We start from the raw sequence: 11939 nt of genomic DNA on the forward strand, positions 1-11939 counted from the left end.
GCTAGGGGCGCATCACGTAGGCGCCGTCGTAGGCTCGCACTTGCTGCCACACCCGGTCGAAGCGGTCGGTGTCGGTCGCCGGTTTGCGCACTGCCGCCAGCGCCCATTCCTGTTGAGCCGGAGTCGAACTTGCCTTCCCGTGCAGAGCCACCGCGTAGCCGGAGAAGTCCCTGACCGCAATATCGAAGATCTGGTCGATGACGTCGCTGTCGACTCCACGCAATTCGGCCTGTTCAAGGATCAGCTGACCGTAGACGACCAGAGTGAACAAGTGCCCGACGACGAGCATGAAGTCGAGGTCACGCTGCTGCTCGGCATCGGGCGCCGCGGTGGACAACAACGCCTGAAGGGCTCGCACCTGTTCGGCGAATCGTGCGACATTCGGTATCCCCGAAGCCTTCTCGAATACCGGAACCCAATCGGCGAATTGCACTTTCGAAGCGCCCTTGGCCGGGCCCTGCGCCCAGAAGAACACATCGTCGCCCGGGTCGTCACGGGTCCCCACCTCAGGATAGGAACCCGGGTTGAACAGGAAATTCGGCATGAACTTCAGGATCTGCGCCACGTTGACGTGCACGGTGCCCTCTAGCCGGGGCAGGGCGCCGATCAGATCCTTGACCTCGGCGAAGTAGGTATTACGTTCGAAGCCCTTGGCGGCCAGGACATCCCATAGCAGTCTGACGACAGTCTCGCCCTCCGAAGTCACCTTGGCCTTGGTCACCGGGTTGAACAGCAGATAGCGACGATCGTCGAGGCTGGCACTGCGGAAGTAGTCGATCGCGCGGTCGCTGAACAGTTTCATCGCGATCAGCCTCGCGTAGGCGTCGACGAAGCTGGCCCGCACATGCGGGAAATCGGTGACCGGATTGCCGTAAAGGATGCGGTTGTTGGCATGGGTGATCGCCTCGTAGAACGCGTGCTCGCACATCCCGATCGAGGCGGTGCACAGGTTGAACTTGCCGACGTTCACCGTGTTGAGTGCCGCCGAGAACGCCTCGGGTCCGGTGCACAGGATGTCCTCCTCATGCACCGGATAGTCTTGCAGCGCAAAGTTACTCACAAACATCTGACCGTGTACGACGTTGCCGATCAACTGGTAATCAGGATGCGCACTGTCAGCGACGAACCATACGTAACCGTCCGGGCCCTCAACGTCGGCCCGCCGGGAGAACACCGACACCATGCCGGCCACGTTGCCGTTGCCGATGTAGTACTTCTGGCCCGTCGCACGAAAAACGACGCCGTCGTCGTCGCCCTCGGTGGGTGTCAGGACCATGTCGGTGTTGTAAATGTCGGCGCCGTGCTCGCGTTCGGAGAGCGCAAAGGCCATCACTCCGCCCGCTTCGAGCTGCTCGGCGGCGCGTTGTTTGGCCTTGACGTTGTCGCTCTGCCAGATCGGGCCCAGCCCGAGGATGGTGACCTGTTCGGCGTACCAGTACGCCAGCCCGTAGAAGCCGAGGATCTCGCTGAGCGCGGCGTTGCGGGAGGTGTCCCAGCGTTTGTTGTCGTCGCCGAGGCCGAATTCCGACGGAGTGAGGAAGGTGGCGAAGATCCGCTCCCGCTTGATGAAATCCAGGAAGTCCGACACCCACTCCGCGTCGGCATCGTCTTGCAGCAGCCGTGTCTTGCCGCGCTCCTCAAACCAATCGATCAGGGCCCGCAGCTGACGCCGGGTGGCGGGATCGAATTGTCGCGGGTCATAGGTGTTGGGGTTGAACAACTGCCCGCCGGTGCTCGTCATGGCGTGCCCTTCCGTCATCGAAGCGTCGAATCTAGCGCGATCGCCGTCGCCGGATTGGCGGTTCACGGGATGCGGGTCTGAAGCGTGCCCTGTCAAGGTGAATTGCTAGAACCAGCCACTGCGGTACGTTTGCTGGCTGTGGGGATTTCGCTGACTGATCTGGAGGCGTGGGATCCAGGATCGCTTCGCGCGGTGGCCACGGCCGCGACTGGTCGAGCGAATCAGGTGCGCGATGTCGCCCACAATCAGCAAGACATCATCACCAAGCTGGTGTGGGAGGGAAATTCGTTCGAGCAGGCCTCAACCATGGCGATGGCGATCAGCAACACGATGCTTGCCCATGCCGATGAGTGCGACCAGGCGGCCCGCGATGTCTCGTCGGCAGCCTCAGAGGTCGAGTCCATCAAATCGGAGTGGTCGCGGATCCAGCACATGGCCGACCACTGGGGCATCGTGATCGACACTGCTACCGGCGAAATGCACTACATCATCCCCGACGATCCGGAAGAACGAGCCGAGGTCGAACGTCACGTCCAGATCGTGCATGACGCGATCGTGGACCTGCTGCGACGGGCCGACTCCACCGATCAGCATCTGGCCGCGGCGGTGAACAACGCGATCTCCGAGACTGCCGACGGCATCGGCAACGATCCCAACGTTTCGCCCGAAGTCGCCAAGGAGACCGTCGCCAAGGCACTGGCCGGTGACCAGGGCGCCGCCGCGGAGGTGAAGGCGGTGTTGGGCTCCATCAATGAGGGCCAGCGGGCCGGAACGGAACCACTGACACCGACGCAGGCATCGATCCTGAGTCAGATGCAAGCGCAGCAGGCCGGTATGTCGACGGACGCGCTCGGGGCGGCTGAGCAGAACATGGGCGACGCGAAGTCTGCCATGGGCGACTCATGGCAACTCATGAGTAATCCCAATATCCACTTCCCGAAGACCGATCCGGGCGGGGTCGCGAACCCGAACAATATGACCAGCGGCGGGATGAGCCAGCTGCCCCGCAGTGTGCAGGGCGTATTGCAGTCCAAGGGCATGTCGCAACTCGGCGAGATGACCAAGGTGACCGACATTGTCAAGGACGGCAACGCCGGGCTGCGGCAGGGCGGCACGGCACTGGATCGCGGCATGCTCAACAAGGCGACGGAGATGATGAATTCGCCGACATTCCACGGTACGCCGGTGGGCGGAAAGGGCGGCTATTCCGGGATCGCGGGCGACGGCGTTCCGGTGGCGAACGGCGTCCTGGCGACGGCGGGACAAGATCATCAAGCGGTTCATGACATCGTCCGCGACTCGGCGTACTCGGACAATTTCATGAAGGGCGCGCTTGGCACCGACTGGGGTGACAATGGCAAGGCGGTCGGCGACATGTTCGGCTGGACCGGTGACGCAGCCAACGGGCCGGACGCCAAGGTGGCGGCCGAGACGGCGTCGGCGTACGGAGCGTATGTCGGCGATCCCAAGCATGACTTCTTGCACATGCCTGGTAATCAGACGCTCGGTGAGTTGAATCCCGAAGCGGTGCGCGGGCTTTCGCACGGGCTTGCGCCCTACATTCCGGACATCGCTGAGGCGTCGGCCGGCCGCCACCAGGGGTTCGGTCTGTTGGACACCGATGAGACGAACATGCCTGTGGCAAAAAACATCTTCTCTGTGCTCAGCACCGACAAGGCGGCGTCGGATTACTTCAACGGCGCAGCCGGCCGCGACATCATGCAGGCACAACTCGACTATGCCAACGACTACAAGAACGGGGTCGACATGGCAAGCAACAATCATCGACTGTACGACTCGATGACCATGCAAGGCTTGGTCGATTCCGGAATCCACAACGCCACCGGCGCGTCGCATATCAACGAAGAAGCGATGGCTACTGCAGCGTACGAAGCGAAGAAGTCCGCGTATGAATTCGGCTTCGCCGGACTAGATGCCGCTGGGGTTCCGGGTACGGACCTTGTTTCGCAAGCGTTCGAAGATGCCCTTCTTGGCGATCCGCCCAAAACAAAAGGCTGGGATACACACTCGTTGCCCAACCTCGACCTTGGACAGGGCGAGAATCAGGTACTCAATGCTCTGGCACGAGCCGGCGTGCCCATACAAGGACTGGATGATCAATTCCTGGCTCCACCCGATCCCAATCATCCCGAGGCACCCCGCCGCATACTCTCGGCAGAGGAGTACGCCGCAAACAGGAGCGGAACGATTTCGGGCGGCGAGTACAACGATGCGATCCGACGGGCCCTGATCGCGACAACCGGTCGCGACCTCTATCACGATATCGACGTGCAGATGTCCAGCCGCTACAACGCCGTCACCGAAACGACGCAGCCACCGCAATGAGACGCCCGGAGATTCATCGACTGACCGCACTCGTCGCTGTCACAGCGACGGTCCTCTGCGGCTGCGACAACACAACTGTCGGCCAGTCGCCCAAACAGCCTGAACGCTGGCCCGCGATACTCGCGGATTCCACTTTTGTTTGGAGCGCCGAGCCTGGAATTGACCTTCTCACACAACCAATCGTGGCTGTGCGCGCGTACTCCGAGTCGCTAGTGCTCGCCGAAATCACAGGCAGCAATGACTACCTCTATCCGGGGTTCGACCACGCGGTAAAGAGTGAAAAGCCGGCGGACTACTCCCACTACAGCCTGCATCTCTGGCCCGAGCTCAGCTACCCGAAGAAAGATCCTGAAGTAGGGTCGAGCCGCCAACACGTTCTCCGAGTGGCGCAGGACGGCCAAGATGTGTCGGTGGTGATGTGCACTTGGGACTGGGGCCTTGCCGTGGAAAAGCCAAGCGGTCTGTACGCGACACTAGGATCATGGCGACCCCCGAGTGCTGACATCGGTGTCCAGCTGCTGCGTCTTGAGGCACCCGCAGGCAGCCCGGTACCCGATATGCCGCCTCAGAACGGGCCGTCCCGATACCCGTCGACCGACGTATTCGGGCAGTGGCGCATCGTAGGACGTCTCTCACGGTCAGCTCCGTCGGACACCCTCGGCCCCGGGACACAGTGGCCCGAGTATCACCAAGACCTCGACGCCTGCCAGGCGCTCGCCCCCGATACCGTGGAACGCCGTGAGTACCTCACCACTGGCGAACATCCCAAATCAGACTTCCCCACCCTACCCAGCGTCCCGGGCTGGCCGGTCGAAACCCAGTAGCGACTACATGGTGGAGGCGTCGGCCTGTTCGCCCACAGCCGTCAGCTTCTGCGAATTGCGCTCTTCCATGTAGCTGAACATCTTTGCACTGGTGTCCATGCTCGTCGCCTGGTGATCCAACGCCGCAGTGTGCTTGCCCGCCAACGCATTCCAGTGATCGGTCAACGACGACAGCGCTTGCGCAGAGAATCCCACCCAGCCGCTCTGCGCCCCGGTGACAGCACTCACCGACTGGCCGTGAGCCGCCGCCAACGCGGTCGACTGCTCGGCAACCTTAGAACTCCCGGCCGCCAACCCCTCGATGTCCACTTTCAGCACGCCACCCATCGCCCCAGGCTATCCCCGACCCTTCGCGTTTTCACTTCATAGCCGAGACGACCCCGCGAGTCACTCCAGTCCCCTCCGTCACTGAATGCGTACCCTGACATTCGACGGCAGGAGTTCGGCGTGCGGATATCCAACGGCATGAGGGCCGGTGTGGCGGTGGTGTGGCTGGTGGCCGCCGGCGCCGCGGCCGCCGGATGCAGCACCACCACCGACGGCGCGGCCAGGTGCCCCGGCGGCTGTGGGCCCGGTGGCGAACCGAGCTTTCCGACCAGCAGGCCGACCGTCGCACCACCATCGTCGGCCACCCCAACGCCCATCCCGACGCCCACCCAGACGCCGCCGTTTGGTGGCGGCCAGACGCTGGCGCCCAGCGACACCGGCTATGTCTACATCGAAACCAAGTCGGGCCTGACCCGCTGCCAGATCAACGCCCAGACGGTCGGCTGCGAATCGGACTTCAGCAATCCGCCCGCCGTCAACGGCGAACCGGCCAATGGTGTCGAGGTGACGGCCACTGGCAGTGTGCGCTGGATCGCCGGCAATCTCGGCGACATCCCGACCACCCCGCTCGATTACGCGATCTATCACGCAGTCGGCTGGACCATCGACGCCAGCTCCGACGGAACCCGGTTCACCAACGACGGCACCAGCCACGGGATGTTCATCAGTACCGAAGGGGTCAAGATTTTCTAAGCTGGTTCCCATGGACTTCCGTGTCTTCGTCGAACCCCAGCAGGGCGCCAGCTACGCCGACCAGCTCGCGGTGGCTCAAGCCGCCGAATCCCTCGGCTATTCCGCATTTTTCCGCTCCGACCACTATGTCGCGATGAGCGGCGACGGGCTGCCCGGGCCCACCGACTCCTGGGTGACACTGGCCGGCATCGCTCGCGAGACGTCGACGATCCGGCTCGGCACGCTGGTGACGTCGGCGACATTCCGCTATCCGGGGCCGCTGGCGATCTCGGTGGCGCAGGTGGACGCGATGAGCTCCGGCCGGGTCGACTTCGGGATCGGGGCGGGCTGGTTCGACGAAGAACACCTGGCCTACGCGATCCCGTTCCCGCCGCTGGGCGAGCGGTTCGACCGGCTGCACGAGCAGCTCGACATCATCACCGGGCTGTGGACCACACCGACGGGCCAGACCTTCGACTACGACGGCACGCACTACACCGTCAAGGACTCCCCCGCACTGCCCAAGCCGGTGCAAGATCCCCATCCGCCGATCATCATCGGCGGCAGCGGCGCCAAGCGCACCCCGGCGCTGGCCGCGCAGTTCGCCGACGAGTACAACCTCGCCTTCCCGAAGCTGGACTTCGTCGAACCCCAGATCGGCAGGGTCCGCGCCGCACTGCAGGCGGCCGGCCGCGAGTCTGAGGACTTCGTCTACTCGGCGGCATTCGTGGTCTGCGCCGGCCGCAACGACGCCGAGATCAGCCGCCGGGCGCAGGCGATTTCGCGCGAGGTCGACGAGCTGCGTACCAACACTCCGCTGGTCGGCACGCCCGCCGAAATCGTCGATCAGCTAGGGCCTTTCATCGAAGCAGGCGTGCAGCGGGTGTACCTCCAACTGCTCGATATGTCCGACCTCGACCACGTGGAATTGTTCGCCACCGAGGTTGTCCGCCAGCTCGCCTGATTGCGGAATGCTGCTTCTGCCCTGGCAAGGCATTTAGCATTGGTAGCCATGGGCAAGCAGGACCCCGCCGGGGACACCGATGAGGCGGTCACGCCCGTCGCCTACGGGGATCCGTTCGGCCCCTATCCTGAGGCGCCGTATCCGGGGTCGGTCCAGGACCCGGCGACCGACCCGGCCCTGCCGGTGATCACCGTCGACGAAGGTTTCGACCCATTCGCTCCCGACGCGTTCTGGTTCCCGGAACGGCCCTGGTATCGCAAGAACCAGGCGACGCTAGCGATGGGCGCCATCGGCGCGGCGGTCGTCGCGATCGTGGTAGCGGCGGCGCTGCTGGTGTCGCTGGATTCAGGTGATTCCGAGCGTTCCAAGAACACCCCCTCAGCGACCGTGACCAGCGAGCCAACGACCACCGGCTTGACCAGCTCGCAACCCTCCGAGCCGCCGCCCCCACCACCGCCACCACCGGAGACCCCGCCGTCGGAACAGCCCCAGAGCACCTGGCGTCCGCAATATCCGCAGCGCAACGGCGGCGACCGGCCCAACGTGACGACGCCGCAGACCAGGCCGCCGCAGATCAGCGTGCGTCCCACCCATCGCCCGGCGTTCCCCAACCAGCCCGGCGGGGGCTGACGGTTACTATCGGAACCCGTGGCACGTGACGGTTCCGACGACCCAAACTATTCCGACAGCGATCCGACGCAGTACGCGAATTATGGCGGTACCGGCGGCGAGGCCTACAGCGAGTACACGCAGGCCGGATACACGGCGTCGACCGGCTACGGCGATCACGCACCGCCGCCGCCCGAACCCACCCCGTGGTATCGCAAGCCGGCCGCGCTGGTCGGTCTTGGGGTGCTGACCGCGGTCGTTCTGGCCCTTCTCGTCTACGCGATCGTGAAGTTCACCGGTAGCGGTGGCTCAAGTCCGGCGATTACGACGACGACGTCACCGACGACGTCCAGCACCGGCGGTTCCGCCCCAGCGACCACGGCAACAGTCGCCCCGGGGCCCGGTGCCACGCAGACAGTGACCGAGTCCCCGACGGCGACGACCACCCCTTCTGCGACACCGACCACCACGACGACAACAGAGCCGGTCACGACGACCACGACCACCGAGGCCCCGACGACCAGCACAAGTACGAGTACCAGCGCGAGCACTTCGGTGAGCACGGTGACGGAGACCGTCACCACGCGGGAGCGGATCCTGCCGACGTTGCCGTTCCCGCGCCCTAACGGCGGTCAGTAGCGGCGTACATCGCGACCAGCGCCTCGGCGCTGCGCACCGCCGCTCGGCATGCCCTGGTGGTGAACGGGTCGTTGAGTGGATGTTCCGACCTGCGGCGCCAGCGTTGCGCCGCAGCGAAGGCGGCGCGCGGCCCGTCGTCCAGCGCTTCTGGGGTCAGGCCCAGCCGGCTCGCGGGATCGGTCCCCGAACCGCCGATGATGCGACGCAGGGAAATCATCTCGTCTTCAGTCAAACTCGTTGGGCGCGAACGAAGCTGGCTGAGTAGCCGGAGTTCGGAGAACGCATGAGTGTCGGCGAGCAGCGGGTCGATGTCGGCGAGGATGTAGGGCGTCGCGGTGATCGGATGCCGTTCGACGAACCGACGCAACGAGAGCAGCGCGGTATGCGCTTTGAGCAGTTCGGATCGCTGCGCGAACTGCTGGTCGATCACATCCCGCAGCGCGACCAGCCCGCTGCGCTCCAGTAGTTCGTCGGCCAGGCTGACGGAATCGCTTATCCCCGAACGGATTACGGCGATCGAAATCCGAATGCCGAACATGCCGAACCGGTCCAGCAGCTGAGCCCGGGTGTGCGCGTCGACTGGCAGCGCGCTGTCCTCGCGGACAAAGCGATCCACACTGAGCATCGCCTTGTTCAACTCACCTGCGTCGACGGCCGCCAGCTTCTCCAATGCGGCGAATTCGCTTTGCCGCAGGGTGCGGGCGGTCAGCGCCAGCAGTCCCGAAACCGGAACCACCGCCTGGCAGATGCCGGTCCGGTCCAGTTCGCCGGTGAACCGCTGTGCGACGTCCTTGGCGGACAGCATCGCATCGAGACGACCCGCGCCGATCTCGTCGGCCCGCGAGGCCACCCCGATGACACCGAGCGCGCCGGATGACCCACCGACCAACTCGCCGATCTGCTTGAGCAACGCGATATCGGCAGCGTTGAGCGTGCGCAACAGGAACACCACCGCGTCGACCCGAGGCACTCCGTCCTCGGGCACCAGCAGGCGAAGCGTGCGTTCGGAGACATCCCGCGACAGCGAGGACGTCCCGGGGGTGTCGATGATGGTGGCGTCGATCAGCTCGGCGGCCGGCCACTCGACATCAAGATCAATGATGTCGTTGGCGTCGAGGCGACCGAAGTCGAAGGTCAGGCCGGCCCACCCGGATGAACCGCGGTCGATCGGCACGTTGGAGCGCCGCCCGCCGACATGGTTGGCGGTGACCTTCGGGGTCGGGCCGTTGCGAAACCACGTGACGATGCGGGTGGCCTCGGTGGCGTCCGTGGGCGCGATGTTCTCCCCGACCAGAGCATTGACCAGAGTGGACTTGCCGGCCTTGAGTGTGCCGGCCAGTGCGATGCGAATCGGCTGGTTGAGCCGGCCGGCGATGCGGTCCAGCTCGCCCCACACGTCGGGCCGTTCGCGGTAGGCGGGCTCACCCTGGTAGGCACGACGGGTGCCGCCCAGGATGGCGCGAACCTGATCGCTGGTGCTCATCGAACGACGAGTCTACGGTTCGGCAGGCCCAGCGCATCGCAGCTAGGATCAGCCGCCATGCCCCAGCAGACGACGCCGTGGTATCGCTCCGCGGCCGCCACCTCGGCCGCGGGGCTGCTCGGGCTGGCGCTGGTCGCGATTCTGGTCTATGCCGTGGTGACGATGTCGAGCAAGTGGAACACCTCCGAGACCGAGACCGTCCCACCTCCAGGCACGTATGTGCCCCAAGCACCCCACGTCGCGAAGACCACCTCGGGCTCAACGACAACCTCCTACCCCACCGTGCGCCTGTCCACCACCGATATCGGGCTGCCCGGTGAGAGCACAACCAGCGGCACGACATCGCCGAGCGCGGAGTCCACGTCGGAGATCCCGCCGGCGGAACGGACGGCGCCGACCTTCCCCGGCACGTTCCCCACCCGCGTCACCAACCCGCCGGGACCCCGCACCACTCGGGCCGGCCCGCGACTCAACGAGACTCGGACGGCCTCGCCTTAGGCGATAGCGTTGTGGGAGAAAGTTTTTCGGCGTTGTCGATCACCTGGTTGAGGATGTTGATCTGGCGCTCGAGTTCTCGGATCCGGTCGTTGCGCTCGGCCTCCTCCATCCGCGCGGCGGCGATGGTCGACTGCAGCGACTCATTGAGCGAGCGGGTGGTCTGGTTGGCGATCCCGCGGTAGTGGTCACGCAGCTGGCGCTGCACGTTCTTGAGCCGGTCGCGGGATTCCTTGGACACCACGAACAGCACGTCGTCGACGAAGCGCCGCAGATTGGTCTTCGCTTCGTTGCGAACCCGCAGCATCCGGTTCTCCATGTCCTCCTTGTAGGCCTTGCGCCCCAGCAGCAGACCCGCGCCCAGCGACAGCGGGTTGAACATGCCCAGACCGGCCACCGAGGTGAGCATGCCGAACATCAGCACACCGCCGTAGGAGCCACGCATGCTGGTAATCGCCTTGTGACCCTTGCCAATCGGCTTGGACTCCAGGCGCGCCAGCGATTTCAGCCGGCCCACGCCGGCACCCATCTCGGCCGCGTTCACCTCCGGCATGTCGACAGCGTCCAGGCCGGCTTCGACGAATGTCCTGCCGACGTCGGCCGCCAGCGCCTCGGCCCGCTGATAGGCCCAGACGAAGTTGTCGCCGACGGCGTTGGCGACGGCGTCCTCCACCTCGGCGCCGATCTCGGCCCAGTGCTGGGTGGGGTCACAATCGTCGATGACACCCTCGATGTGCTGGGTGATGGCCCTGAATCGGGCCCGCAGGTCATGCTCGACGTCGGCGGTCAGGTCGGCGATGCCGTCGTTGAGGACCTGCTGCCACAGCGCGGTCTGCTGCAGCGCGTCCTGGGCTTCGGCCTTGCGGCGTTCCAGGTCCTCGGTGAGCCGGCGGACCTGGTCCGGGTCGTTCAGTGCGGACAATTCGGAGTTCACCGACATGCTGAGATGTTCTGCGGCGGCACGGATTTCGGCGACCACATGGTCACGCACCAGATCGTTCTCCCGGGACAGCACCTTCCCGGAGAGAAAGGCGACGATCGCCGGGAAGTTCGACTCCTCATTGAGCTCGGAGTCGTTGAGCTCGATTGCGTGGCTGCGCAGCAACGACGATGCCGGGATCAGCGGCAGCGCGACGCCGGCCCGCTGCAGATGCGCGGTGTTGGCGGCGACGATCTCGCGCCAGGACGGGTACAGGTCGGTCTTGGTGGCCACGATCGCACCAGCCGGACAGATCTCGTGCGCCTGGCGGATGAACCGCATCTCCGGTTCGGTGAATTCCTGGCTGGTGTCGCTGATCATCAGCATCGCGTCGGCATCGGGCAACAACCCGAGGGTCGATGACAGATGCGGCTGGCCGTGACCGCCCACCCCGGGGGTGTCGATAAAGGTCAGGCCGCCCTTGAGCAGCGGGCTGGGTGCACCGACCTCGACCCGCAGAACTTCCCGACCCTGCGCCTGCGGGGCCCTGCGCAGATCGTGGCGGATATCGTCGATCGGGATATCGATCTCCTGCGGTGGCACACCTTCGCCCACCGAGACGATCAATCGAGCCGACGGTTGCTCGGCGTAACTGACCACGGTGACCAGGGCGGTGGTCTCGTCGTCACCGACGCGGGCCACCGGCATGTTGAGCAGCGAGTTGAGCAGCTGGCTCTTGCCCTGTTTGAGCTGACCGGCGATCACCACCCGAATCTGCGGGTCAGTGATGCGCTCCTTGGCGACGGCCAGCCGCGTCACCAGGTCACCACGGTCATTCAGGTCGGCGATCGCGCTGGTGTGATCGATCAGCTCGACGATCACGTTGACCCGGCGCGGGTCCTGCGGTTGCGTCACATGCC

11 protein-coding genes are annotated in these 11939 nt (G+C 65.0%); 7 read left to right on the forward strand and 4 right to left on the reverse strand.

The window, feature by feature from the left end; all coding sequences use genetic code 11:
- Position 1: 1 nt before the first annotated feature.
- On the reverse strand, positions 2–1741 hold the full coding sequence (locus G6N38_RS08470; RefSeq protein WP_163747120.1) for an acyl-CoA dehydrogenase family protein: 1740 nt from the start codon (positions 1739–1741) through the stop codon (positions 2–4).
- Positions 1742–1879: 138 nt separating this feature from the next.
- Here G6N38_RS08470 and G6N38_RS08475 point away from each other — a divergent pair, with 138 nt between their 5' ends.
- Together G6N38_RS08475 and G6N38_RS08480 are read left to right on the forward strand one after the other, a co-directional pair.
- Positions 1880–4087 (forward strand): TPR repeat domain-containing protein, encoded by a 2208-nt coding sequence (locus G6N38_RS08475; RefSeq protein WP_163747121.1) that lies wholly within the window; start codon positions 1880–1882, stop codon positions 4085–4087.
- Between the two features lie 182 nt (positions 4088–4269).
- A complete protein-coding gene (locus G6N38_RS08480; protein WP_163747122.1) occupies positions 4270–4911 on the forward strand; it encodes a hypothetical protein in 642 nt (213 codons plus the stop codon).
- A 3-nt stretch (positions 4912–4914) separates the two neighbouring features.
- On the opposite strand, the gene G6N38_RS08485 is transcribed toward G6N38_RS08480, so the two are convergent.
- Positions 4915–5238 carry a WXG100 family type VII secretion target gene (locus G6N38_RS08485; protein WP_163747123.1) on the reverse strand — a complete coding sequence of 108 codons (324 nt, stop codon included), beginning with the start codon at positions 5236–5238 and terminating at the stop codon, positions 4915–4917.
- Between the two features lie 138 nt (positions 5239–5376).
- Here G6N38_RS08485 and G6N38_RS08490 point away from each other — a divergent pair, with 138 nt between their 5' ends.
- The 4 genes from G6N38_RS08490 to G6N38_RS08505 are packed head-to-tail and all read left to right on the forward strand — an operon-like array spanning position 5377 to position 8122.
- The gene (locus G6N38_RS08490; RefSeq protein ID WP_407662979.1) at positions 5377–5931 is read left to right on the forward strand and encodes a hypothetical protein; all 555 of its coding nucleotides are present in this window, start codon (positions 5377–5379) and stop codon (positions 5929–5931) included.
- A gap of 10 nt (positions 5932–5941) precedes the next feature.
- A complete protein-coding gene (locus G6N38_RS08495; RefSeq protein ID WP_163747125.1) occupies positions 5942–6874 on the forward strand; it encodes an LLM class F420-dependent oxidoreductase in 933 nt (310 codons plus the stop codon).
- A 48-nt stretch (positions 6875–6922) separates the two neighbouring features.
- Positions 6923–7504, forward strand: a complete 582-nt coding sequence (locus G6N38_RS08500) for a hypothetical protein (RefSeq protein ID WP_163747126.1) — start codon at positions 6923–6925, stop codon at positions 7502–7504.
- An 18-nt stretch (positions 7505–7522) separates the two neighbouring features.
- Positions 7523–8122 (forward strand): hypothetical protein, encoded by a 600-nt coding sequence (locus G6N38_RS08505; protein ID WP_163747127.1) that lies wholly within the window; start codon positions 7523–7525, stop codon positions 8120–8122.
- Here G6N38_RS08505 and G6N38_RS08510 read toward each other — a convergent pair.
- A complete protein-coding gene (locus G6N38_RS08510) occupies positions 8106–9605 on the reverse strand; it encodes a dynamin family protein (RefSeq protein ID WP_163747128.1) in 1500 nt (499 codons plus the stop codon). The genes G6N38_RS08505 and G6N38_RS08510 overlap by 17 nt on opposite strands.
- A 57-nt stretch (positions 9606–9662) precedes the next feature.
- On the opposite strand from G6N38_RS08510, the gene G6N38_RS08515 reads away from it, so the two are divergent.
- Entirely contained in the window at positions 9663–10103 is a 441-nt protein-coding gene (locus tag G6N38_RS08515) for a hypothetical protein (protein ID WP_163747129.1), read from the forward strand.
- Here the strand turns inward: G6N38_RS08515 and G6N38_RS08520 are convergent.
- Positions 10075–11934, reverse strand: a complete 1860-nt coding sequence (locus G6N38_RS08520; protein ID WP_163747130.1) for a dynamin family protein — start codon at positions 11932–11934, stop codon at positions 10075–10077. The two genes, G6N38_RS08515 and G6N38_RS08520, sit on opposite strands and share 29 nt — an antisense overlap.
- Between the last annotated feature and the right edge of the window lie 5 nt (positions 11935–11939).

Source organism: Mycolicibacterium helvum (assembly GCF_010731895.1).
In the GTDB taxonomy this organism is placed as follows: Bacteria; Actinomycetota; Actinomycetes; order Mycobacteriales; family Mycobacteriaceae; genus Mycobacterium; species Mycobacterium helvum.